We start from the raw sequence: 22,835 nt of genomic DNA, 5'->3' as shown, positions 1-22,835 counted from the left end.
GGCGTGTGAGGACGAGGCCGTTCAGGCCGACGGGGGTCCGGGGGCGGAGCCCCCGGGGGGTCGGCCACGACGGGGCAGCGGCCCGGCCTCCCCGGGCAACCGCCCCGCGTCGGCGAGAGCCCGTCGCAACAGGAACTCGATCTGCGCGTTCGCGGACCGCAGTTCGTCCCCGGCCCACCGGGCCAACGCCTCGTACACCGACGGGTCCAGCCGCAGCAGCACCTGCTTGCGCTGCTGCGGCCGACGCTGGGGGTCCGACCCCCCGGAGGGAACCGTCACTGGTACAGGGTCCCGGTGTTGAGCACGGGCTGCGGCGCCCTGTCCCCGCACAGCACCACCATCAGGTTGGACACCATCGCCGCCTTGCGCTCGTTGTCCAGCTCCACGATGTCCCGCTCGGAGATCCGCGCGAGGGCCGCCTCGACCATGCCCACCGCTCCGTCCACGATCTGCCGCCGGGCCGCGACGACCGCGCCGGCCTGCTGCCGCTGGAGCATCGCCGAGGCGATCTCGGGAGCGTACGCGAGATGCGTGAAGCGGGACTCGATGATCTGCACACCGGCCGCCTCCACGCGCGCGTGCAGCTCGGCGGCGAGCTTCTCGGTGATCTCCTCCGCGTTGCCGCGCAGCGAGAGTCCGCCCTCGTCATGGGCGTCGTAGGGGTACTCGATGGCGATGTGCCGGACCGCCGCCTCCGTCTGTGTGGCGACGAACTCGAGGTAGTTGTCCACCTCGAACGTGGCCTGCGCGGTGTCGCGCACCTTCCAGACCACGACCGCGGCGAGCTCGATCGGGTTGCCGTAGGCGTCGTTGACCTTGAGGACCGCGGTCTCGTGGTTGCGTACGCGGGTGGAAATCTTTGTGCGCGAGGTGAACGGGTTCACCCAGCGCAGGCCGTCCTGGCGGATCGTGCCGCGGTAGCGCCCGAAGAGCTGCACGACCCGCGCCTCGCCGGGCGCCACGGTGTTGAGCCCGCGCAGCGAGATGAGGGCCGCGATGAGGACGACGACCCCGCCGACGGCGAAGAGGGGGTTGACCGAGGCGGCCGCGAACAGGACGACGGCGACCAGGAGTCCGAGCAGTCCGAGCAGCAGCGCGAGCGCGCCACCGATGCTGTGCGCGGTGGTCTCCCGCACCCGCGGCGCGGGCATCTCCGGTACGTCGGCGGTGGCTGTGGAGTCGGGTATGGACATGGGTGGCCCCCGTTCTCGTAGCGCCTTCTTGTGAAAGCGCCTGTCTAGCTAAGTGATATCACTTTACCCGGCAGGGCAACCCTGAACCCCTCCCGATCGTCGGTTCCGTTGAAGCGGGTGCTCATTGTCACGTCCGCAAAAGGCCGGATCGGTGGACCTTTGCCACATCTCCCGGTGTTAGCTTTCTGAGCTGACCTGAGCGGCGAACCTGTGTGACGTGTGAGCACACATGAACGAAGCGGAGCGGATCGGACTCATGGGACGGGCGGAAGACAGACGAGCGCGACAGCGCGGCGGGCGCCGCGCGGCGCCCACGCGCTCGTCCGCGGCAGGGGTATCCACCATCTCCCCGGAGGAGCCGGTCACGGTCGTCGGCGGCCGGGCCGCCGCACGCCGGGCGGCCCAGGGCAGGGGCCGGGGCAAGGACGCCAAGGGTGGCAAGGACGGCAAGAGCTTCATACGCCGGCTGTTCACCTGGAAGAAGATCGTCGGGTCCTTCTTCGCCGTGTGCCTCCTCGGCATGGGCGCGTTCGTCGCCCTGTACATGATGATCGGCATACCCAAGGGCAACGCCGACGCGACGCTGCAGAGCAACGTCTACAAGTACAGCGACGGCTCGCTGCTGACCCGCGACGGTGAGCGCAACCGCGAGATCGTGGACCTGTCCAAGGTGCCGAAGCCGGTCCAGCGGACCTTCGTCGCCGCCGAGAACAAGACCTTCTACAAGGACAACGGCGTCGACCTGAAGGGCACCGCCCGCGGTCTGCTCAACACGCTGTCCGGCAAGGGCGCGCAGGGCGGTTCGACGATCACCCAGCAGTACGTCAAGAACTACTACCTGACGCAGAACCAGACCGTCACGCGCAAGCTGAAGGAACTGGTCATCTCGCTGAAGCTGGACCGCACGAAGTCCAAGGACTACATCCTCGCGGGCTACATCAACACCAGCTACTACGGCCGTGGCGCGTACGGCATCCAGGCCGCCGCGCAGGCCTACTACCGCGTCGACGCCCAGAAGCTCTCGGTCCAGCAGGGCGCCTACCTCGCCGCGCTGCTGCAGGCGCCGAACCAGTACGACTGGGCGATCGCCACCGACACCGGCAAGGAGCTGGTGAAGGCGCGCTGGAACTACGTCCTCGACAACATGGTCGAGGAGGGCTGGCTGGACAAGGCCAAGCGCGCGGACATGAAGTTCCCGACCCCCAAGGCACCCAAGGCCGCGCCCGGCATGGCCGGCCAGACCGGCTACCTGGTCGACGCGGCCAACAACCAGCTGGCCAAGCGGCTGGTCGCCCAGGGCACCGCGGAGAACATCAACGACGCCCTGACGATGGTCAAGGCCGGCGGCTGGACCATCACGCTCAACATCGACAAGAAGAAGCAGGCGGCGCTGGAGAAGTCCGCCAAGTCGCAGCTGACCAGCAAGCTCGACCCGAAGAAGCGCTCGGTCGACGCGGACGTCCAGGCCGGTGCCGTGTCCGTGAACCCCAAGACGGGCGCGGTCGTCGCGATGTACGGCGGCAAGAGCTACTACGACCACTACCGCAACAACGCGACCCGCACGGACTACCAGCCCGCGTCGACGTTCAAGCCGGTCATCCTCGCCGCCGCCCTGGACGAGGACGCCAAGACGCAGGCCGGCAAGGCCATCACGGCGAACACGATCTACGACGGCACCAGCAAGCGCCCGGTCGTGGACGATGGCACCAAGGTCGGCTTCGCCCCGGAGAACGAGGACGACCAGAACTACGGCAACATCACCGTCCAGACGGCGATGAACAAGTCGGTCAACTCCGTCTTCGCGCAGCTGGGCGTCGACGTCGGCATGGACAAGGTGCTCAAGGTCGCCAGCCAGATGGGCATGGACACCGCTGATCTCAAGTCGGTGCCCGCGCAGACCCTCGGCACCATGGGCGCGAGCCCGCTGCAGATGGCCGGCGTGTACGCGACCCTGGACAACCACGGCAGGCAGGTCACCCCGACCATCATCAAGTCGGTCGAGAACAGCAAGCGCGAGGTCACCCTGCCGAACCCGATCGGCGGCCAGATCGTCAGCCGCGAGGCCGCCGACACGGTCACCTCGGTGCTGACGGGCGTGGTCGACGACGGTACGGCCAAGGTGTCGGTGCGGGACAACGTCAACCGCGACGGCCGCAAGGTCGCCGGCAAGACGGGTACGTCCGACGAGAACCGGTCGGCCTGGTTCACCGGCTACACGCCCGACCTGGTCACCTCGGTCGGCCTGTTCGGCGAGTCCAAGAAGTCCGGCGCCCAGGTCTCGATGTACAAGGCGGGCGGACAGCCCCGCGTCAACGGTGGTGGCTTCCCGGCGCAGATCTGGGCGGCGTACACCTTCGGCGTCTCCGCGAAGAACACCAAGTTCGACCTGGAGACCACCCAGGGCGCGGCGGTCCAGCCGACCTGGACGCCGGCGGTCACCAGGACACCGACCCAGACGCCCAGCCAGACACCGACGAGCGAGTCACCGTCGCAGACGCCGTCGCAGACGCCGACGCAGACACCGACGCAGACGCCCACGCAGACACCGACGACTCCGACCTCGACCCCGACCTCGACCCCGACGGACGGCGAGGATCCGGTGGATCCGCTCGACCCGAACAGGTAGTACCCGAACAGGTAGGGACGGACAACTGCCAAGGGCGCCCGGCGAGATGCCGGGCGCCCTTGGCAGTTCCGAAGCGGGGCTCGCCCCTACGGCGCACCTCTGCCGAGCTCGAACCACACGACCTTCCCGGTGCTCAGCCGGGTCGCCCCCCACCGCCGGGCCAGCCGGTTCACCAGATACAGCCCACGGCCGCCCTCGTCCGTGGCCCGCGCCTGCCGGAGCCGGGGAAGCTGCGGCACGTCGTCGCCGACCTCGCAGCGCAGCACGTCGGTGCGCAGCAGCCGTAGCGTGACCGGCCGGGTGGCATAGCGCACGGCATTCGTCACGACCTCGCTGACGAGCAGCTCCACGGAGTCGCTGAGGTCCTCCATGCCCCAGCGGGACAGCGCGCGCCGGGCGAGGCGTCGCGCCCGCCCCGGTGCCGCGTCCTCGGGCTCCAGGAACCAGTACGCCACGTCGCTCGGCGCGATCCCGTCGAAGCGGGCGGCGAGCAGCGCGATGTCGTCGTCCCGGTCGCCCGGGCCGAGCATGTCGAGCACCTCGTCGCACAGGGCCTCGAGGGGCGGCGGATGGTCGGGTCCGGTCAGCTGCGCGGTCGCGGCGAGCTTCTCGCGCAGCTGCTCTATGCCGGTCCACACGTCCCGCAGCCGGGACTCCACCAGGCCGTCCGTGTACAGCAACAGGGTGGCCCCGGCGGGCGCGTCCAGTTCCACGGCCTCGAAGTCGACGCCGCCGACCCCGATCGGCGCCCCCGGCGGCACCCGCAGCACCTCGGCGCGGCCGCCCAGGTGCAGCAGGACCGGCGGCGGATGGCCGGCGTTGGCGATGGTGATGCGGTGCGAGACGGGGTCGTAGACGGCGTACAGGCAGGTCGCCATGCGGTCGGTGCCGAGGCGCTGCGCCTGTTCGTCGAGGTGGTGCAGGACCTCCTGCGGGGGCAGGTCGAGACCGGCGAGGGTCTGCGCGGTCGTGCGCAGCTGGCCCATGATGGCGGCCGACGTCATGGAGTGGCCCATCACGTCGCCCACGACCAGCGCGACCCGGCTGCCGGGCAGGGGGATCGCGTCGTACCAGTCGCCGCCCACCCGCGCGGTCTCGGCGGCGGGCAGGTAGCGGGACGCCAGGCGCACGCCCGTGGGCCGCGGCAGCGTCTCCGGCAGCATCGTGCGCTGGAGTTCGTCGGCGATGTACGCCTCGCGGCCGTACAGCACCGCCTTGTCGATGCCGAGCGCGCTGTGCGTGGCGAGCTGGGCGGCGACCAGGAGGTCGTCGGCCTCGAAGGCGATGCGCTCCGGGCGGCGCAGGAAGAGCGCGGCACCGATCACGCGGCGCCGGCCGCGCAGCGGGGCGAGGATCGCGCGCTGCCCGCCGGGTACGAGGAACTCGCCACCCTCGCCCAGGAGTTCGGGCAGGGCGGCATGGGCGGCGGGCGAGTCGGTGAACACCGGGCGCACCCCGCGCAGCACCTCGGCCAGCGCGCTGCCCGGCCGCACCTCGCACAGCTCGGCGCCGACCGCGTCGAGCTCCGAGATCTCCGACGGCTCCGGCTGGAGGCCGGGCGAGAACCCGCCCTCGGTGTCCCGCTCCGCCGGGATCCGGTCGGTGCGCCGCAGACGCAGCAGGAGCGGTCCGGTGGGCCGCTCGTCGCCGACGGGCAGCGGGTCGCGCAGATAAACGAGGATCGCGTCGGAGAACGTCGGCACGGTCGCCCGGCACAGCCCCATGACGATCTCGTCGAGGTCGATGCCGCGGGCGATCCGCCGCGTCGCGGCGCCCACGAACCGCAGCCGGTCGCCGTCCCGCCGCATCGGCGTGGGCTGCCCGGGAGCCACTCCCTGCCCGGTGCGGCGCTCCTGGCCGCCGGTGTCCTGCGCCCGGTCCGGGACGGCCTCGGGCACGGGTCGAGGGCGATGCGTGCCCGGTTCGACGGCTGCGGGCTGCGAGTGCTCGGGGCCGGTGATGTCGGAGGAGGGCGAGGCCGGATCCTTTCCCTTGCCGCACGGCGTGGCCGTACCCGGCGTCGAGGGTGTCTCCCCGGTGCGTCCCTGTGCGGGTAAGGCGGCCGCGGGGGACGGGGGCACCGGCGTCGGGGTGTGCAGGAGCGCCCCGCGGGGGTCCGCGGGGTCGGCGCCCGGCTGCGGGCGCTCGAAGGACATGGGGTGCTCCGTCACGCGTGTCGAATCCGTCCGTCCGGGGCTGCGCATCGTGAGCGCAGTTCGTCCCGCAGGAATCCCGATACCCGGAATACGTGTCCCCGGAACGGAATTCCCGCGTGGTCAGAGGCTGTTGTTGTGCCACCGGCGAACCGTCTGCGGTTCGTACCGATGCTGCCCTCGTACCCCTCGCTCACGTCCTGCCGCCCCTCGGTGACGATCGGTCAAGCCCAGCGCATGCTCCGGGAGTTGCCGTTGCGCGCCCTTGCGGAGGACGATCCTACGGTTGTGGACCGGGGGCGCAGCAAGGGTCTCATGTGGACACGTGCGCGGGCGTACGGTCCCAGTCCTCCGGCAAAGACGGTACAGCCCAGGACGGATCCGGGCGCCAGTGCTGCCAGCCGTCGGAGAACGGCGGGCCCCAGGCGCGGATCACCTCCACCGCGGACCGCCCCGCCTCCCGCACCTGCTCGGCGACCGAAGCGTCCATCAGACCGTCCCGCTGCGCCTGCGCGAACTCGTCCTCGTCGCGCCAGTGCCAACTGCGGTCCGGGTGCACGGAGATGTCGAGGAAGTGGTCCTCGGAGTCGACCCCGCCGCCCCAACGCACCAGCGGCGTCTCAAGATTCACGTACCAGTTCTTGAACTGCCAGCCCGGCTCCCAGAACAGCCACACCGACCAGGGCTCACCGGGCCGCGCGAGCTTCAGCACGCCCGTGCCGAACCAGCGGTCGAGCTGGACGGTGCGGGGCTTGGTGTAGCGGGTCTCGAGCGGTTCGACGTGCACGGCGGTGCCGTCGGCGAGGACGGGCTTCACGCACTCGGTCCCGGGCGCCAGCCAGACGGCCAGCAGCTCCTCGTCGTCCCGGACGACGGTGACGGGGCGCGCGATGTGGATGCCCTCGCCGGCGTTCTCCCGGTAGCGCCACAGGATCTGTGTCCCGGGCGCCCAGAAGCCCGGTCCCGCCGGCCGGCCCGCTGCCACTTCCGCTCTCACCGCTCCACCCTCTGCCATGCACAGATATTAGGTGCCATAGGCATACGACGCTGCGGCGCGCGTCACGGTTCGCGGCGGCGCGGCAAAAGGTTACGGATGCGTCATCCGCAGGACATCCAGCGCTTCGTCGAGTTGTTCCACCGTGAGGTCGCCGCGCTCCACGTACCCGCTCTCCAGGACGACTTGGCGGATCGTCCTGCGCTGTGCCAGAGCCTTCTTGGCGACCTTGGCGGCCTCCTCGTACCCGATGTACTTGTTGAGCGGAGTGACCACGGAGGGCGAGGACTCGGCGTACTCGCGCGCCCGCTCCCTGTTCGCGGTGATCCCGTCGACGGTCCGGTCGGCGAGCAGCCGGGAGACGTTGGCGAGCAGCCGGACCGACTCCAGGACGTTCCTGGCGATGACCGGCAGCATCACGTTGAGCTCGAAGTTCCCGGCGGCTCCGGCGGTCGCGACGGTGGCGTCGTTGCCCACGACCTGGGCGGCGACCATGAGCACGGCCTCCGGGATCACCGGGTTGACCTTGCCGGGCATGATGGACGAGCCCGGCTGGAGGTCGGGCAGGGCGATCTCGGCGAGCCCGGTCCGCGGCCCGGACGCCATCCAGCGCAGATCGTTGGCGATCTTGGTCAGTCCGACGGCGATGGTCCTGAGCTGCCCGCTGGTCTCGACGATCCCGTCCCGCGCGCCCTGCGCCTCGAAGTGGTTGCGGGCCTCGGTGAGCGGGAGGCCCGTGGCGCGGGCGACCTCCTCGATGACGGCGGCGGAGAAACCGGGCGGGGTGTTGATGCCGGTGCCGACGGCGGTGCCGCCGAGGGGCAGCTCGGCGAGGCGGGGGAGGGAGGCCCGCAGCCGCTCGACGCCGTACCGGACCTGGGCCGCGTATCCGCCGAACTCCTGCCCCAGGGTCACCGGCGTGGCATCCATGAGATGGGTCCGCCCGGACTTCACGACGTCGCCGAACTCCTCGGCCTTGCGCTCCAGCGAGGCGGCGAGATGCTCCAGGGCCGGGACGAGGTCGCGGGTGACGGCGGCGGTGGCGGCGATGTGGATGGAGGAGGGGAAGACGTCGTTGGACGACTGGGACGCGTTCACATGGTCGTTGGGGTGTACGTCCCTGCCGAGCCGCTCGCTCGCGAGGGTGGCGATGACCTCGTTGGTGTTCATGTTCGACGAGGTGCCGGACCCGGTCTGGAACACGTCGATGGGGAATTGCTCGTCCCACCGCCCCTCGGCTACCTCCCCGGCCGCCTCCTGAACGGCCTCGGCGATGTCCTTGTCGAGCACCCCCAGACGTGCGTTCACCTTCGCCGCGGCCGCCTTGATCCGGGCGAGGGCCTCGATGTGGGCCCGCTCGATGCGCTGCCCGGAGATGGGGAAGTTCTCGACGGCGCGCTGGGTCTGGGCCCGCCACTTGGCGTCGGCCGGGACGCGTACCTCGCCCATGGAGTCGTGCTCGATCCGGTATTCGCTCATGCCGGTAACAGCGATCGGAAGGGTGGGGTTGTTCCGCGCTGTGCTCCACCCGGGGCTGTGACCCAGGTCTCATCGCGGGCGTGCAGCAGATGAGGGTGCGTCCACGTCGAGGAGGGGTGACAGGAAGGGAGGAGCGTGTGGAGACCGACTTCCACGGTTTCGTCGCCGCCCGGTCGGCCGCGCTGTTCCGGGGGGCCCTCGTCCTGACGGGAAACCGCGACGCGGCCGAGGACCTGGTCCAGGAGACCCTGGAGCGGGCCTGCCGCAAGTGGCGCACGATCTCCGCCAAGGACGCCCCGGACGCCTATGTGCGGCGGATCATGGTGAACCTTGCCAACGACCGCTGGCGCCGCTTCCGCCGCACGGTCCCGGAGGCGGACGGCGCCGAGCGGGCCGCCCCGGGCGACGAGTACGGACAGGTCGACAGCAGGGACCAGTTGGTGCGCGCACTGCAGCAACTGCCCATGCGGATGCGGACGGTGGTGGTGCTCCGGTACTTCCACGACCTCTCGGACGCCGAGATCGCCGCCGACCTGGACATCTCGCCGAGCACGGTGCGCTCCCAGCTGGCCCGGGGGATCGAGAAGCTCAGAGGCCAGTTCCCCGCACTCTCCGACCCTTCATCGCGGCAGCCCCAGGGAGGAACCCGATGACTTCGTACGATGCGCGGCCCTCCGGCTGCACACCCTTCGAAGAGGAACTGATGAACGCCATGAACAGCTACGCCGACTCCGCCGACTCGCCCGAGTTCGACGCGCCCGCGATGGTGCGCCGCACCCGTCGCCGACGGGCGGTGGGCATTGCCGCCGTCGCCACCGCGATCGTCGTGGCAGGCGGGGGGACGGCCCTGGCCTCCATGACCGGCGGCACGCACCAGGGGGCACGGCCCGCCGCGAGCAGCACGGCCGTCTCGAGCGACGCCACCACCATGCTGTACGGCTTCTCCGAGGGCCGTCCCTTCCCGATCGATTTCTCGAACTTCGACCTGGAAGGCGCCAAGTCGTACCTCCTGAAGACGCAGACGAAGCTCGGCACCGTCAGCAAGAAGGCCGTCAAGGGCTGCAAGCCGGGGTCGGTGGTCGGCCTGGACCCGCACACACCGAAGATCGTCAAGCCCGGCGACACGGTCAACCTGACGATCTGCGCCGGCTGAACCGGCTGAACCGGCCCTGAGACACGGCCACCCCTCCCGGTAGCGCTGCCGGAAGGGGCGGTGGCGGCCCGCACTCACCTCGGGCCCGTCAGTGGCCAGGAACGCCGAACCGTTCGGTGCACGCGGGCTTTTGGGCCACCTCGGCGCACGCCTGCGCCCCGCGCGGGTCGGACGCCGCCAGCATCGGGCTGCTGTACCCGTCCGACCGGTGGCCCGGGTACTCCGCGGACAGCTCGTCCTGGCCCGACCTGATCGAGATCTCCCGCGCGCCGCCCGCCCGCGTGCGCAGCTCGGACCAGACCGTGGCGCAGGAGGGAGAGAACCGCAGCAGCACGACCTCGCCGGCCCTGACGGCGCTGCTCTCCGTGCGCGCGTCGCGGCCGCAGGTCTCGGAGGTCGGCAGTTCCCCCTGGCAGTCGCCACCGTGGCAGGAGGCGGCCGTTCTGGCCGCTGTCGGCTCCAGTACGTCCGCTGCGCCGGCGGTGACCGCCACGGTGGCGGCCATGGTGGCGAGGGCGACGACGGCGCGGCTCGGCCGGCGGACGCGGCGGGACCGTACGGCGGCGGGCGGCGCGGGCGGGACCGGCTCCCGTTTCGTGGTGGTCGCCTCGCAGGCCTGCGCCCGGGCGGCGGAGTCCCACAGGGCGAGCAGCGGGCCGGGGTCGGCCTCCGCGAGCCGGCCGAGCGCCATGACGGCCGCCCGGGGCGGGAACTGGTCGCCGTGCAGATAGCGGTGCCAGGTCGACTTGCTGAACGGGGTGACGGTGGCCAGTGCGGCCAGGCTCAGCCCCGTCCGTTGCTTGAGGGCACCCAGCCGCTCCGTCAGGAGCCGCCCTTCGTCCTGCGACGCGTCGGGCAGCGGCTGCCTCTTGACCGTCACGTGGCTCTCCATCTCGCTCCCTCGCCGTACCGGGGTGGCCGCCCTGATGTGTTCCCGGCGGCGGTGCCCGGCCATACCGCGATCACCGGAATATGAAGGGGAGTTGACCTGCGGTTACGCCATCCGTAGGTGTGATCGGCCGATTTACCTGCCGGTACCTCCCGGCGGGCTTTCCGTGGCCCGCCGGAAGGTACCGGTGATCATCAGTGGTGCGGTCGAGGGGCCGTCAGCACCAGCGGACGGTGCTGCGGTTGTGCACGTAGCGGGCGGAGACGTAGCCCTTGTGGTGGGGGAGCCGGTACCAGCGCTGGTTGCCCCGGACGCCCGAACCCAGCACCTTGCAGGTGAGGGCCACACTGCCGCCGGCCGGCCGCGAGCCGACGACGCGGTAGCCGGTGCCCGGCCCGGACCGGACGTTCAGCCGCAGGTGGCGGGTGGTGACGTTGCCCCAGGTGTGGGTCGTGACGATGTGCCGGATGCCGTGGAGGTACGGGAGGCGGCGGTAGTAGCCGGAGCGGGTGACGGTGTGCCGCCGGGCGTGCTTCTTCAGGTGGTGGCGGCGGGCGTGGGTCTTCGCGTGGTGGCACGCGTGGTGGTGGCCGTGGCGCTTCTGCGCCGTCGGCACGCCGGGCAGCGCGGCCGGCGCGCCGGCCGGCTGCCACCCGGGCGCGGAGACCTGCGGGGGAGTGGAGTTCCAGGCGTGGGCCTGCGCGGCCGGCCCGGCGGAGGCTACGGCCGCCACCGGGAAGACGGCGACGACCGCGATCGCGGCCACGAGACCACCGCGCAGTGTGCGTCGAATCATGGGATGTCCCTCCGAGTTGACCTGCGGATCACGGGCTGTGATCCAGTCAGCACGGAGCGTTTCCGGCGAAGTTCACAAAGATGCCGTCCCACCCGTTCCTGGGACGAAGTGGGACGGCATCCAGGGGCTTCAACACATTCACCGATGCCGTACGGCGATGTCGTACGGCATCCCGGGACGCTACGCCAGCCCGGGCCCGCGCACCGGAATCGTCGTGAACGTCGGCGCGGGCGCGGGATCCTGGAAGAAGTCGTTGCCCTTGTCGTCGACCACGACGAACGCCGGGAAGTCCTCGACCTCGATCTTCCAGACGGCCTCCATGCCGAGCTCCTCGTACTCGACGACCTCGACCTTCTTGATGCAGTCCTGGGCGAGGCGGGCGGCCGGGCCGCCGATGGAGCCGAGGTAGAAGCCGCCGTGCGCGTCGCACGCGTCCGTGACCTGCTTGCTGCGGTTGCCCTTGGCGAGCATGACCTTGGAACCGCCGGCGGCCTGGAACTGCTCGACGTAGGAGTCCATGCGGCCGGCCGTGGTCGGGCCGAAGGAACCGGACGCGTAGCCCTCCGGGGTCTTCGCCGGGCCCGCGTAGTACACCGGGTGGTCCTTCAGGTACTGCGGCATCTCCTCGCCCGCGTCCAGCCGCTCCTTGATCTTGGCGTGCGCGATGTCACGGGCCACGACCAGCGGGCCGGTGAGCGAAAGCCGGGTCTTCACCGGGTACTTGGTCAGCTCGGCGAGGATGTCGTCCATCGGCTGGTTGAGGTCGATGCGCACGACGTCGGAGGACTCGTCGAGGTGCTCGTCGGTCGTCTCCGGCAGGAACCGCGCCGGGTCCGTCTCCAGCTGCTCCAGGAAGACGCCCTCCGCCGTGATCTTCGCGACGGCCTGCCGGTCGGCGGAGCAGGACACGGCGATCGCGACGGGGCACGAGGCGCCGTGCCGCGGCAGCCGCACCACGCGCACGTCGTGGCAGAAGTACTTACCGCCGAACTGCGCGCCGATCCCGATCTTCTGCGTCAGCTCGAAGACCTTCTCCTCCAGCTCCTTGTCCCGGAAGCCGTGGCCGAGCTCGGAACCCTCGGCCGGGATCTCGTCCAGGTAGTGCGCGGAGGCGTACTTCGCGGTCTTCAGCGCGTACTCGGCGGACGTGCCGCCGACGACGATCGCCAGGTGGTACGGCGGGCAGGCGGCCGTACCCAGCGAACGGACCTTCTCCTCCAGGAACTTCATCATGGAGGACTCGTTCAGGACGGCCTTCGTCTCCTGGTACAGGAAGGACTTGTTGGCGGAGCCGCCGCCCTTCGCCATGAACAGGAACTTGTAGGCGCCGCCGTCGGTCGCGTACAGCTCGATCTGCGCCGGCAGGTTGGAGCCGGTGTTCTTCTCGTCCCACATGGTCAGCGGGGCCATCTGCGAGTAGCGCAGATTGAGGTTCAGGTAGGCGTCGTAGATGCCCTTGCTGAGGGCCGCCTCGTCGCCGCCCTCGGTGAGCACGTTCTGTCCGCGCTTGCCCATGACGATCGCCGTGCCGGTGTCCTGACACATGGGCAGGACGCCCGCGGCCGCGATGTTCGCGTTCTTCAGCAGGTCGAGGGCCACGAACTTGTCGTTGCTCGACGCCGCGGGGTCGTCGATGATGCGGCGCAGCTGGGCCAGGTGGGCCGGGCGCAGGTAGTGCTGGATGTCGTGGATGGCCTCCGCGGCCAGCTTGCGCAGCGCCTCCGGCTCCACCTTGAGGAACGTCCGCCCGTCGGCCTCGAAGGTGGACACACCTTCGGAGGTCACCAGCCGGTACGGGGTGGTGTCCTCTCCCATGGGGAGCAGATCGGTGTACGCGAACTCAGGCATCTCGCCCATTCCTCACTCGACAGACAGCGGCCGCCTCCATTGGCGGCGCTCACCAGCGTAGAACCTGCCACCGGCGGCGGGCTTGTGAGGTAAGGCTCAGTTCGCCGCGCGCGGGTTGTCCACACCCCTAGTCGCGATCTATCGCGTTTCGGTACGCTGCTGTCGTGGACCTTCAGAAGAGCGCCCAGCAACAGGCCCCGGCACCGCGCGTCTCCGAACTGCGCGCCTCGGACGCCGACCGTGACCGCATCGCCGACATCCTGCGCGACGCCCTGGCCGAAGGGCGCCTGACCGCCGACGAGCACGCCGAGCGCGTGGAGGGTGTGCTCGCCGCCAAGACGGTCGGCGAGCTGGAGGTCTTCATACGGGACCTGCCCGCCGCCCATCAGTACCGCGCGGCCCCCGCGTTCGCCGCGGCCCCGAACCGCCCCACGGTGGGCGCGATCCCGGCGGACCCGGACGACAACGTGGTGGCGGTGTTCAGCAGCGCCGCCCGCAAGGGCCGTTGGCGCGCCGGGCGCCGTATCCACGCGTACGCGATCTTCGGCACCGTGGAAATCGACCTCAGCGAGGCGCTCTTCGAGTACCAGCAGGTCGTGATCAAGACGATCTCGGTCTTCGGCAACGTCGAGGTCCGCGTCCCGGAGAACGTGTCGCTGCGCGGCACCGGCGGCGGCGTACTCGGCAACTTCGAGGTGGACACCCTCGATTCGACCGATCCGGACGCCCCGGTCGTCTATGTCGACGGGTGGGCCGTCCTGGGCAACGTGGAGGCGCGGCCGAAGCGGGGCAAGCTCGTCGCGGACATTCTCGATCGCGTTCAGCACAAGGTCGACAAGACTTTGCGCAAACACCTGGATCGTTGACGGTTGTGAATCCGGCCGCGTCCGAAGGGAATTGGTCCACCCGCGGTCGGGGTCCACAGGCGCTCACACGCACCCGAAATCCAGCGGTTCGGAACTCAGTGCATAGGCACGCGCACAGCGGGTAGGCCTTGCTGCATCGTCGCTCGCTCGCGAAGCCGTCGTCAGGAGTAGACCGTGCTGCAACCGCCGCATTCGTCCCTGCAGGTAGCTGCCGTTCCGGCCCAGCGGGTGCCAGTGCGGGACAGGGACCAAGACGCTCCATGGCACACCGAGGCGGTGTGCCGGCGCGACGAGGCCGGCCTGTTCTTCGCACCCTCCAAGGAACCCACCGCCGCGCGGCTCTCCCGCGAGGAGGCGGCCAAGCGCGTCTGTGCCCGCTGCCCGGTCATGGTCGAGTGCCGCGAGCACGCGCTGCTGCAACCCGAACCGTACGGAGTCTGGGGCGGCCTCACGGCCGCCGAACGCCGAGTCGTATTGGCCCGGCGCCGGCGCCGCGACATGGAACTGAAAAAGGCGGCCCACACACCGGACCGCATAGCAGCAGCGGGCTAGCCCGCCACCCGCGCACAAAAGGGGCGCCCCCTACCGCACCAGGGGGCGCCCCTTTTGACGCCGGGCGAGTGTTCAGGCGCTACTTCGCGCGATCGAAGTCGATCGCGCTGTACGCCCGCAGCTTGCTGAGCCGGTGCTCGGAGTCGATCCGCCGAACCGTCCCCGACTTCGACCGCATCACGATCGAGTCGGTGGTCGCGGTCTCCGACCGATACCGCACACCCCGCAGCAACTCGCCGTCGGTGATACCGGTGGCGACGAAGAACACGTTCTCCCCGGACACCAGGTCGTCCGTCGTCAGTACCCGGTCGAGGTCGTGCCCTGCGTCGATCGCCCGCTGCCGCTCCTCGTCGTCCTTCGGCCACAGCTTGCCCTGGATCGTCCCGCCCAGGCACTTCACCGCACAGGCCGAGATGATCCCCTCGGGCGTACCGCCGATGCCGAGCAGCATGTCGACGCCGGTGCCCTCGCGCAGCGCGTAGATCGAACCGGCGACGTCGCCGTCGGAGATCAGCTTGATCCGCGCACCGGCCTCCCGGATCTCCTTGATGATCCCCTCGTGCCGAGGCCGGTCGAGGATCACCACGGTCACGTCCTCGGGCGTGGAGCGCTTCGCCTTGGCGACCCGGCGGATGTTCACGGACACGGGCGCGTCGATGTCGACGAAGTCGGCGGCCTCGGGGCCCGTGACCAGCTTGTCCATGTAGAAGACGGCGGACGGGTCGAACATCGAGCCGCGGTCGGCCGCGGCCAGCACGGCGATGGCGTTCGGCATGCCCTTGGCGGTCAGCGTCGTCCCGTCGATCGGGTCGACGGCGATGTCGCACTCCGGCCCGGTCCCGTCACCGACGCGCTCGCCGTTGAAGAGCATCGGGGCCTCGTCCTTCTCGCCCTCCCCGATGACGACCACGCCGTTCATCGACACGGTGGAGACGAGGGACCGCATGGCGCGCACCGCCGCACCGTCGGCGCCGTTCTTGTCGCCGCGCCCGACCCAGCGGCCCGCGGCCATCGCTGCTGCTTCGGTGACCCGGACGAGCTCCAGGGCGAGGTTGCGGTCGGGGGCCTCGCTGGGGACTTCGAGCTCGGACGGCAAGTGGTGATTCTCGGTCATCGGAACGCACCTTTCTGATACGACGACGGCCGGATGAGGGTTCGACCCACGACTCTATCGTCAGTCCGACAAAATGAGCAGGGGACCCCACGGATGAGCGGACCGCGCACCTGCGACGATAGGGGGCGTGGCAGGTTCGAACGGTAAGCAGAAGACGGTCCGGGACATGATTCTCTCCCTGGGCCTCATCGGGATCGCGGCGGCACTCATCTACGTTTTCATCCCGCACGACGACTCGCCTCCGGACATCAAGCCGGTCGACTATCGCGTCGAGCTGCTCACGGCGCGCCGTGCCGCGTCCTACCCGGTGGCCGCGCCCGAGGGCCTGTCCAAGGACTGGAAGGCGACCTCGGTCCGCTTCCAGGGCGACGCCTTCGACGCCTGGCACCTGGGCTTCCACAGCCCCGACGACCAGTACGTACAGATCGAGCAGTCGACTCAGAAGGCGTCGACGTTCATCGACGAGGCCAGCCAGGGCGCGAAGGCGACGAAGGCCACCCAGGAGATCGACGGCCGCACCTGGACGCGCTACACCGGCGGTCGCTACGACGCCCTCGTGCTCCCGGGCAAGAGTTCGACGACGGTGGTCGCGGGCACGGGCTCGTTCACGCAGCTGACGGAGATGGCGCGGGCGCTGAAGCTCGCTTAGGCGTCCGTGTACGGGATCCGCGTCCTGGATCTGCGTACGGGACCTGTGTATGCGAAAGGCCCCCTGGCGTTGCCGCCGGGGGGCCTTCCTCGCACGGGGGCCGATCAGACCGTGGTGACGACCTCGTCGTACTCCAGACGCGGGGAGCGCGGGAACCAGGCGTCCTCGCCCGGCTTGCCGATGTTGACGACCATCAGCGGGGTGTGGTCGCCGTCCAGGAACTCCTTCTGGACACCCGCGAAGTCGAGACCGGTCATCGGGCCGGCGGCGAGACCGGCGGCGCGGACGCCGATGATGAAGTAGGCGGCCTGCAGGGCGGCGTTCAGGCCGGCGGCACCCTCACGGGCCGGACGCTCGGCGAAGAAGACGTCCTTGGCGGCCGGGAAGTGCGGGAAGAGGGCCGGCAGCTCCTCGTGGAATTCGTTGTCCGCGGAGAGGATCGCGACCAGCGGGGCGGTGGCCGTCTTCGGCTGGTTGCCCTCGGCCATGTGCTTCACCAGGCGCTCACGGGCCTCCGCGGAGCGGACCAGGGTGATGCGCAGCGGCGACTGGTTGAAGGCGGTCGGCCCGTACTTGACCAGGTCGTAGATCGCCTGCACCTGCTCGTCGGTCACCGGCTCGTCGGTGAAGGTGTTCGCGGTGCGCGCCTCGCGGAACAGCAGGTCCTGGGCGGCGGGGTCAAGAACGAGAGACATGCGTGGACTTCCTCGGGGTGCGCCTGGGTCCGTACCGGACCGCGGTCCGGATCGGCTGACCACATGAAGGTACGCGAAGGAAGGTTCAACCTTCAACAAAAACCGGTGCGTGGTGATCCGCTTCACATCGGCTCACCGCGCCGGCTACTCGCTGTCGCCGTCGCCTGCCTCGGCTTCCTCCTCCGCGAGGGCCGCATCCAGCCGGGCCCGCGCCCCGTCCAGCCAGCGCCGGCAGACCTTGGCCAGCTCCTCGCCCCGCTCCCAGAGCGCGAGGGACTCCTCGAGCGTCGTACCGCCCGCCTCGAGCCGCCGTACTACCTCGATCAGCTCGTCCCGCGCCTGCTCGTAGCCGAGCGCCTCATCCACCTTGCTGGTCATCCGCCCACCCTATGCATCGACTCGAACCACGAACTCACCCTCCGAGACCCGCGCCCGCAGCGTCTCGTCCGCCGTCACCTCGTCCGGCGCGCGGACGACTTCCCCGTCGGCCTTCTGCAGTACGGCGTATCCACGCTTCAGGGTGGCGGCGGGGGAGAGGGCCACCACGCGTGCGTGCGTGTGCGTCAGCTCGGAGTCGGCGCGGTCGAGGAGATGCCGGAGCGTGCGCCGCGAACGGTCGACCAGCGATGCGACATGATCTGCCCGCTCGTCGATCATCCGGTGCGGATCCTCTATCGAGGGCCGGGCCAGCGCGTGGGCGAGCCCGCGCTCCTCCCGCTCGATGAGGGCCTCGACACACCGCCGCGCGCGACGGCGCAACTGCTCGACGCGCTCGTGCTCCTCCCCGACGTCCGGTACGACCTTCTTGGCGGCGTCGGTGGGGGTGGAGGCCCGCAGGTCGGCGACGTGGTCGAGCAGCGGATTGTCCGGTTCGTGCCCGATGGCGGACACGACGGGCGTACGACAGGCGGCCACGGCGCGCACGAGCTGTTCGTCGGAGAAGGGAAGGAGATCCTCCACGCTCCCGCCGCCGCGCGCGACGATGATGACGTCCACGTCGCCGGTCTCGTCGAGCTCCTTCACGGCCTGCACGACCTGCGGGACGGCGTGTACGCCCTGCACGGCGACGTTGCGCACCTCGAAGCGGACGGCGGGCCAGCGGTGCCGGGCGTTCTCGAGGACGTCCCGCTCGGCGGCGGAGGCGCGGCCGCAGACGAGCCCGATGAGCTGGGGAAGGAAGGGCAGGGCCTTCTTCCGCTCGGTCGCGAACAGCCCCTCGGCGGCGAGCGTCTTCTTCAACTGCTCGAGCCGGGCGAGCAGTTCACCGACCCCCACGGGCTTTATCTCGGTGGCCCGCAGGGACAACTGCCCCCGCGGCGCGTACCACTCCGGCTTCGCGAGTACGACGACCCGCGCACCCTCGCTCACCACGTCGGCCACGGCGTCGAAGACCTGCCGATAGCACGTGACGCTGACGGAGATGTCGTACGACGGATCCCGCAAGGTCAGAAACACGACACCGGCACCGGGCCGCCGAGACAACTGAGTGATCTGCCCCTCGACCCAGACGGCCCCCAGCCGATCGATCCACCCCCCGATGAGCCGCGAGACCTCACCAACGGGCAGCGGAGCTTCTGCGGACGTGTTGAGAGCCATGCCGCGAGAGTAACGGCCACGACTGACAACGCAGGCCGGCCGATCCGGTCGGTCGGGGGCGTGAGGACGAGAGGGGGTCTCTTGGCGTCGGTCGGCAGGATCCATCAGCTGGTCCGGCGTTTGGGGGCGAGGCCGTTCAGGCCGATCGGGCGGGGGCGGGGAAAGGCCGAGGACCCGCAACCAACCCCGGACCGTCACCCCACAACACCCCCACCCCCAGGCCGTCCCCGCTGCCACACCAACACCCCAAGCCCCACCACCAACCACACCACCCCCACCACCCGCGCAGCCCCGGACGCCGCCACGATCACCGCAACCGTGATGCCCGCGCCGGTGACCGGCACCACCACAAGCCGCCACCAGACCACCGGCCCCCCGGCCCGCCGCACCGCAAACCACCCCACCACGCTCGCGTGCAGCAACGTGAAGGCAGTCAGCGCCCCGATGTCGACCACCGACACCAGGCGATCCATCCCGTCGTCCCGCCGAGCCGCCCACACCGCCGCCACCATCGTGATCACGGCCGCACAAAGCAGCGCCACCCGCGGCACCCCGGCATCCGTCTTCGCCAGCCCCCGGGGCAACCGCCGATCCCGCCCCATGGCGAACAGCAACCGCCCCGCCGCCGCCTGCCCGGCCAGCGCCGCGAACGCCGCCCCGATCGCCTTGCTCACTGCCACCAGATCGTGCAGCCACGTACCGACCGACACGTCCACGGCGTCGTAGAACGCGGACGCCTGCTTCCCGGGATCGGCGGCCAGCTGCGCGGACGTCGCCGGCTCCAGCAGCGCCACCAGATACGTCTGCGCCACGAACAGCACCCCCGCCAGCGCAAGACACAACAGCACGGCCCGCGCCACCTTCTCCGACCCGCCCGTGACCTCCTCCGCGAACGTGGCGACGGCATCGAAGCCGAGATACGACAGCACGGCGACCGACACCGCGCCGATCACCGCCGACAGCGCGAACGCCCCCTGCGTACCGTCCCCCGACAGCGGCGACAGCCAGCTCCGCTCGGCCCCGTCCCGCGCCAGCACCACCACCGCGGACACGGCGAACACCACCAGCACCACGATCTCCATCGCCAGCACCAGGAAGCCCACCCGGGCAGCCGCGCGCACGCCCCACAGGTTCAGCAGCGTCGTGACGACGACCGCGAGCGCCGTCCAGGCCCACCGGGAGACCTCCGGCACAAGGGAGTTCATCGCGATCCCGCAGAAGAGATAGGCGACCGCCGGGATCAGCAGATAGTCCAGCATCGCCATCCAGCCTGCGACGAAGCCCGCCTCCTTCCCGAGCGCCACGCGCGCGTAGGCGAACACCGACCCCGCCCGCGGAATCACACGCACCATCTGCGCGTAGCTGAACGCGGTGAACGCCATCGCGACCGTGGCGACGAGGTAGACGAGCGCGACGGCACCGTGCGACCTGGCGTCCAGGGTGCCGAACACGCCGACGGGCGCCATGGGGGCGACGAAAGCAGCCCGTAGACCACCAGATCCCGGAATCCGAGGCTGCGCCGCAGGTCGTCCCGCTCGTCGGTGGTGCGCGCCGCCGTGCCGGTGCCGGACATCATGCCTCCGCCAGTGCCTCGCCCGTAGTGTCCTTCCCCACCCCTCCCGCTATCCGGCCAGTCTCCCCAGGGCGCGATCTTTGACTCGCCGGACACGGCCTTACGATGGTTCGCATGACTGCTTCGCCTGGCCGCCGTGTCCTGCTCGCCGCTCCCCGGGGCTACTGCGCGGGTGTGGACCGCGCCGTGATCGCCGTCGAAAAAGCCCTGGAGCAGTACGGGGCTCCGATCTATGTCCGGCACGAGATCGTGCACAACAAGTACGTCGTGCAGACCCTGGAGAAGAAGGGCGCCGTCTTCGTCGAGCGGACGGAGGAGGTCCCCGAGGGGAACATCGTCATGTTCTCCGCGCACGGGGTGGCTCCCGTCGTCCACGAAGAGGCCCAGCAGGGCCGTCTCGCCACCATCGACGCGACCTGCCCGCTGGTCACCAAGGTCCACAAGGAAGCGGTCCGCTTCGCCAAGGAGGACTACGACATCCTCCTGATCGGGCACGAGGGCCACGAGGAGGTCATCGGCACCTCCGGCGAGGCCCCCGACCACATCACGCTCGTCGACGGGCCCGAGGACGTCGCCAAGGTCGAGGTCCGCGACCCGTCGAAGATCGTGTGGCTGTCCCAGACCACCCTCTCGGTCGACGAGACCATGGAGACCGTGGACGCGCTGAAGGAGAAGTTCCCGCAGCTCATCTCCCCGCCCAGCGACGACATCTGCTACGCCACGCAGAACCGTCAGCTCGCGGTGAAGCAGATGGGCGCCGAGGCCGAGCTGGTGATCGTCGTCGGCTCTAAGAACTCCTCCAACTCCGTACGGCTCGTCGAGGTCGCCAAGCTCGCCGGCTCCCGCGAGGCCTACCTCGTGGACTTCGCCGACGAGATCGACGAGGCCTGGCTCGAGGGCGTGTCCACGGTCGGCGTCACCTCCGGCGCCTCCGTCCCCGAGATCCTGGTCGAGCAGGTCCTGGAGTGGCTTTCGCAGCGCGGGTTCGAGGACGTCGAGCTCGTCAAGGCGGCCGAGGAGTCCATCACGTTCTCGCTGCCCAAGGAGCTGCGCCGCGACCTCCGCGAGGAAGCGGCGGCCCTGATCGCGGAACGTAGGGGTACCTCGGCCGAGTGACTGTCAGTCGTCCGTCGTAACGTAGAGCCATGCAGATCTTCGGTGTTGACATCGGCGGATCCGGGATCAAGGGCGCCCCTGTGGACCTGGACAAGGGCGACCTGGCGGAGGAGCGCTGCAAAGTGCTCACTCCCAACCCGGCGACGCCCGACGGTGTGGCGGACGGCGTGAAGGAGGTCGTCGACCACTTCGGCTGGACCGGCCCGGTCGGTCTCACGTTCCCCGGCGTGGTCACCGGCGGATCCACCATCCGCACGGCGGCGAACGTCGACAAGAGCTGGGTGGACACGGACGCGCGCGCGTTGTTCAGCGACCGGCTGGGCGGCCTCCCGGTGACGGTGGTCAACGACGCGGACGCGGCGGGCGTCGCCGAGATGCACTTCGGCGCGGGCAAGGACCGCAGGGGCACGGTCATCCTGCTGACCTTCGGCACCGGCATCGGCAGCGCCCTGTTCGTCGACGGCACCCTCGTGCCCAACACCGAGCTGGGCCACCTGGAGCTGCACGGCCACGACGCGGAGAAGCGGGCCTCCAGCAAGGCCAAGGAAGACGGCGAGTTGACCTGGGAGCACTGGGCACACCGGGTGCAGAAGTACCTCGCCCACGTCGAGATGCTGTTCTCGCCCGAACTGATCGTCATCGGCGGCGGCGTCAGCCGTAAGTCCCAGAAGTTCCTGCCCTTCATCGAGGGCATCAAGGCGGAGATCGTCCCGGCGCAGTTGCAGAACAACGCGGGGATCGTGGGGGCGGCGATGCACGCCGCGGAGGGCTAGTCAGGCAGACGGACGGCGCCGGTCGGCGCGGTGCCGCATCAGGCTGACCTTCCGCACGGTCACGATCACACCCGTGACGAGCGTCCCCCCGTACAGCCATCCGGCCTGCGTGGCCAGCGCCGTCACCAGTCCCATCAGCCGGCCCAGCAGCCCGCCGCTGCTGTCGGCCACGGGGAGCAGACCCACCGCGAAGGCGATCGGTACGACGACGGGCGCGGTCACCAGGTCGCCCTTGCGCACCCAGATCGCGGTCAGCAGGCACACCGGCAGGAACAGCACGCCGTACACGGTCAGCGACGCCCCCAGCAGCAGCTGGTCCAGGCAGCCGAGCACGAACATCAGCGCCCCGCAGAACAGGCCCCCGCCAAGCCCGGTCAGCCGCGGATTGGGCATCCGCCGCACGGCCTCGACCAGCGGCGCCCCGGGCCGCCGTACGCCCGACGGTCGGTCCGTCGGACGGGCCGGCGCAGGGCGCTGTGCGGGTCGCGCAGCATCCGCCGCGCCACCGCCGCCCGTGCCGCGCTTCGCCTGTGGGGGCAGCGGGGGCGTGCCGCGTTGCGTACCGTCGTGCGGGGGTCGCGTCCTGTGTTGCTCCACCGGACCAACTTAGGTCGGCTTATGTGCCCAATCGCCCGTCAGACACGCCGATGGGAAGAGGTTGGCCATGCGTTCGACGGGGCGCCCGGACGGGGACCGGCACGCCGTAGACTGGTGGATCGGCCCGCCCGCGCATCCGAAGAAGGACCGGGCCCACAGCCCCAGTCCCCTGA

At 70.3% G+C, this 22,835-nt stretch carries 21 protein-coding genes and 1 pseudogene; 8 read left to right on the top strand and 14 right to left on the bottom strand.

The genetic code is table 11. From position 1 onward, the window contains the following. Positions 1 to 21 precede the first annotated feature (21 nt). On the bottom strand, positions 22 to 279 hold the full coding sequence (locus tag OG303_RS19270; protein WP_405869640.1) for a hypothetical protein: 258 nt from the start codon (positions 277 to 279) through the stop codon (positions 22 to 24). Next, positions 276 to 1,193, bottom strand: coding sequence for an SPFH domain-containing protein (locus OG303_RS19265; RefSeq protein ID WP_405869639.1), 918 nt, complete (start codon positions 1,191 to 1,193; stop codon positions 276 to 278). Before OG303_RS19265 ends, OG303_RS19270 begins: the two co-directional genes overlap by 4 nt. A gap of 256 nt (positions 1,194 to 1,449) precedes the next feature. On the opposite strand from OG303_RS19265, the gene OG303_RS19260 reads away from it, so the two are divergent. Continuing rightward, positions 1,450 to 3,819 carry a transglycosylase domain-containing protein gene (locus OG303_RS19260; protein ID WP_405877356.1) on the top strand — a complete coding sequence of 790 codons (2,370 nt, stop codon included), beginning with the start codon at positions 1,450 to 1,452 and terminating at the stop codon, positions 3,817 to 3,819. Positions 3,820 to 3,905: 86 nt separating this feature from the next. Here the strand turns inward: OG303_RS19260 and OG303_RS19255 are convergent, their stop codons facing one another. From OG303_RS19255 to OG303_RS19245, 3 genes are all read right to left on the bottom strand, one after another. After that, positions 3,906 to 5,975 carry a SpoIIE family protein phosphatase gene (locus OG303_RS19255; protein ID WP_405869638.1) on the bottom strand — a complete coding sequence of 690 codons (2,070 nt, stop codon included), beginning with the start codon at positions 5,973 to 5,975 and terminating at the stop codon, positions 3,906 to 3,908. Between the two features lie 310 nt (positions 5,976 to 6,285). Beyond that, entirely contained in the window at positions 6,286 to 6,987 is a 702-nt protein-coding gene (locus OG303_RS19250) for a DUF402 domain-containing protein (protein ID WP_405869637.1), read from the bottom strand. A gap of 72 nt (positions 6,988 to 7,059) precedes the next feature. Continuing rightward, entirely contained in the window at positions 7,060 to 8,445 is a 1,386-nt protein-coding gene (locus OG303_RS19245; RefSeq protein WP_405869636.1) for a class II fumarate hydratase, read from the bottom strand. Positions 8,446 to 8,582: 137 nt separating this feature from the next. Between OG303_RS19245 and OG303_RS19240 the strand changes: the two genes are divergently transcribed. After that, positions 8,583 to 9,098 carry a SigE family RNA polymerase sigma factor gene (locus tag OG303_RS19240; RefSeq protein WP_405869635.1) on the top strand — a complete coding sequence of 172 codons (516 nt, stop codon included), beginning with the start codon at positions 8,583 to 8,585 and terminating at the stop codon, positions 9,096 to 9,098. Further along, positions 9,095 to 9,598 (top strand): hypothetical protein, encoded by a 504-nt coding sequence (locus tag OG303_RS19235; protein ID WP_405869634.1) that lies wholly within the window; start codon positions 9,095 to 9,097, stop codon positions 9,596 to 9,598. The genes OG303_RS19240 and OG303_RS19235 overlap by 4 nt, the downstream gene beginning before the upstream one ends. An 88-nt stretch (positions 9,599 to 9,686) precedes the next feature. On the opposite strand, the gene OG303_RS19230 is transcribed toward OG303_RS19235, so the two are convergent. The 3 genes from OG303_RS19230 to OG303_RS19220 all read right to left on the bottom strand — a co-directional run bounded on the left by OG303_RS19230 (position 9,687) and on the right by OG303_RS19220 (position 13,131). After that, positions 9,687 to 10,478, bottom strand: coding sequence for a DUF2690 domain-containing protein (locus OG303_RS19230; RefSeq protein ID WP_405869633.1), 792 nt, complete (start codon positions 10,476 to 10,478; stop codon positions 9,687 to 9,689). 226 nt (positions 10,479 to 10,704) lie between these two features. Continuing rightward, complete coding sequence (locus OG303_RS19225; RefSeq protein WP_405869632.1) at positions 10,705 to 11,283, bottom strand: SH3 domain-containing protein; 579 nt, start codon at positions 11,281 to 11,283, stop codon at positions 10,705 to 10,707. 180 nt (positions 11,284 to 11,463) lie between these two features. Then, positions 11,464 to 13,131 carry a fumarate hydratase gene (locus OG303_RS19220; protein ID WP_405869631.1) on the bottom strand — a complete coding sequence of 556 codons (1,668 nt, stop codon included), beginning with the start codon at positions 13,129 to 13,131 and terminating at the stop codon, positions 11,464 to 11,466. A 164-nt stretch (positions 13,132 to 13,295) separates the two neighbouring features. Between OG303_RS19220 and OG303_RS19215 the strand changes: the two genes are divergently transcribed. Beyond that, a complete protein-coding gene (locus OG303_RS19215; protein WP_405869630.1) occupies positions 13,296 to 13,997 on the top strand; it encodes a DUF1707 domain-containing protein in 702 nt (233 codons plus the stop codon). A gap of 174 nt (positions 13,998 to 14,171) precedes the next feature. Beyond that, positions 14,172 to 14,549, top strand: coding sequence for a WhiB family transcriptional regulator (locus OG303_RS19210; protein WP_405869629.1), 378 nt, complete (start codon positions 14,172 to 14,174; stop codon positions 14,547 to 14,549). Positions 14,550 to 14,628: 79 nt separating this feature from the next. On the opposite strand, the gene glpX is transcribed toward OG303_RS19210, so the two are convergent. Then, positions 14,629 to 15,663, bottom strand: coding sequence for a class II fructose-bisphosphatase (glpX, locus tag OG303_RS19205; protein WP_405869628.1), 1,035 nt, complete (start codon positions 15,661 to 15,663; stop codon positions 14,629 to 14,631). A gap of 127 nt (positions 15,664 to 15,790) precedes the next feature. Here glpX and OG303_RS19200 point away from each other — a divergent pair, with 127 nt between their 5' ends. Beyond that, complete coding sequence (locus OG303_RS19200) at positions 15,791 to 16,312, top strand: DUF4245 domain-containing protein (protein ID WP_405869627.1); 522 nt, start codon at positions 15,791 to 15,793, stop codon at positions 16,310 to 16,312. Positions 16,313 to 16,416: 104 nt separating this feature from the next. Here the strand turns inward: OG303_RS19200 and OG303_RS19195 are convergent, their stop codons facing one another. The 4 genes and pseudogenes from OG303_RS19195 to OG303_RS19180 form a co-directional block, all read right to left on the bottom strand. Beyond that, positions 16,417 to 17,007: a malonic semialdehyde reductase gene (locus OG303_RS19195; RefSeq protein WP_405869626.1), complete on the bottom strand. Its 591-nt coding sequence runs from the start codon at positions 17,005 to 17,007 to the stop codon at positions 16,417 to 16,419. Positions 17,008 to 17,151: 144 nt separating this feature from the next. Beyond that, positions 17,152 to 17,385 (bottom strand): exodeoxyribonuclease VII small subunit, encoded by a 234-nt coding sequence (locus OG303_RS19190; protein WP_405869625.1) that lies wholly within the window; start codon positions 17,383 to 17,385, stop codon positions 17,152 to 17,154. A 9-nt stretch (positions 17,386 to 17,394) separates the two neighbouring features. Next, positions 17,395 to 18,603: an exodeoxyribonuclease VII large subunit gene (gene xseA, locus OG303_RS19185; protein WP_405869624.1), complete on the bottom strand. Its 1,209-nt coding sequence runs from the start codon at positions 18,601 to 18,603 to the stop codon at positions 17,395 to 17,397. Between the two features lie 194 nt (positions 18,604 to 18,797). Further along, positions 18,798 to 20,176: pseudogene (locus OG303_RS19180) on the bottom strand (APC family permease). Between the two features lie 105 nt (positions 20,177 to 20,281). Here OG303_RS19180 and OG303_RS19175 point away from each other — a divergent pair. Together OG303_RS19175 and ppgK are read left to right on the top strand one after the other, a co-directional pair. Next, entirely contained in the window at positions 20,282 to 21,292 is a 1,011-nt protein-coding gene (locus tag OG303_RS19175; protein ID WP_405869623.1) for a 4-hydroxy-3-methylbut-2-enyl diphosphate reductase, read from the top strand. Positions 21,293 to 21,321: 29 nt separating this feature from the next. Then, positions 21,322 to 22,065 (top strand): polyphosphate--glucose phosphotransferase, encoded by a 744-nt coding sequence (gene ppgK, locus OG303_RS19170; RefSeq protein WP_405869622.1) that lies wholly within the window; start codon positions 21,322 to 21,324, stop codon positions 22,063 to 22,065. On the opposite strand, the gene OG303_RS19165 is transcribed toward ppgK, so the two are convergent. Then, positions 22,066 to 22,662, bottom strand: a complete 597-nt coding sequence (locus tag OG303_RS19165) for a DUF6542 domain-containing protein (protein WP_405869621.1) — start codon at positions 22,660 to 22,662, stop codon at positions 22,066 to 22,068. Between the last annotated feature and the right edge of the window lie 173 nt (positions 22,663 to 22,835).

The sequence above is a fragment of the Streptomyces sp. NBC_00005 genome, from assembly GCF_045160215.1.
GTDB lineage: Bacteria > Actinomycetota > Actinomycetes > Streptomycetales > Streptomycetaceae > Streptomyces.
Note: the sequence above shows the minus strand (reverse complement) of the source record. Positions and strands in the feature narration are given on the sequence as shown.

Excerpts from the sequence above, each read along its gene's own strand:
- OG303_RS19190 (WP_405869625.1), bottom strand. The coding sequence starts at position 17,385 with ATGACCAGCAAGGTGGATGAGGCGCTCGGCTACGAGCAGGCGCGGGAC.
- OG303_RS19195 (WP_405869626.1), bottom strand. The coding sequence starts at position 17,007 with ATGTCTCTCGTTCTTGACCCCGCCGCCCAGGACCTGCTGTTCCGCGAG.
- OG303_RS19235 (WP_405869634.1), top strand. The coding sequence starts at position 9,095 with ATGACTTCGTACGATGCGCGGCCCTCCGGCTGCACACCCTTCGAAGAG.
- OG303_RS19250 (WP_405869637.1), bottom strand. The coding sequence starts at position 6,987 with ATGGCAGAGGGTGGAGCGGTGAGAGCGGAAGTGGCAGCGGGCCGGCCG.
- OG303_RS19175 (WP_405869623.1), top strand. The coding sequence starts at position 20,282 with ATGGTTCGCATGACTGCTTCGCCTGGCCGCCGTGTCCTGCTCGCCGCT.
- xseA (WP_405869624.1), bottom strand. The coding sequence starts at position 18,603 with ATGGCTCTCAACACGTCCGCAGAAGCTCCGCTGCCCGTTGGTGAGGTC.
- OG303_RS19225 (WP_405869632.1), bottom strand. The coding sequence starts at position 11,283 with ATGATTCGACGCACACTGCGCGGTGGTCTCGTGGCCGCGATCGCGGTC.
- OG303_RS19265 (WP_405869639.1), bottom strand. The coding sequence starts at position 1,193 with ATGTCCATACCCGACTCCACAGCCACCGCCGACGTACCGGAGATGCCC.
- OG303_RS19220 (WP_405869631.1), bottom strand. The coding sequence starts at position 13,131 with ATGCCTGAGTTCGCGTACACCGATCTGCTCCCCATGGGAGAGGACACC.
- OG303_RS19245 (WP_405869636.1), bottom strand. The coding sequence starts at position 8,445 with ATGAGCGAATACCGGATCGAGCACGACTCCATGGGCGAGGTACGCGTC.
- glpX (WP_405869628.1), bottom strand. The coding sequence starts at position 15,663 with ATGACCGAGAATCACCACTTGCCGTCCGAGCTCGAAGTCCCCAGCGAG.
- OG303_RS19255 (WP_405869638.1), bottom strand. The coding sequence starts at position 5,975 with ATGTCCTTCGAGCGCCCGCAGCCGGGCGCCGACCCCGCGGACCCCCGC.
- OG303_RS19260 (WP_405877356.1), top strand. The coding sequence starts at position 1,450 with ATGGGACGGGCGGAAGACAGACGAGCGCGACAGCGCGGCGGGCGCCGC.
- ppgK (WP_405869622.1), top strand. The coding sequence starts at position 21,322 with ATGCAGATCTTCGGTGTTGACATCGGCGGATCCGGGATCAAGGGCGCC.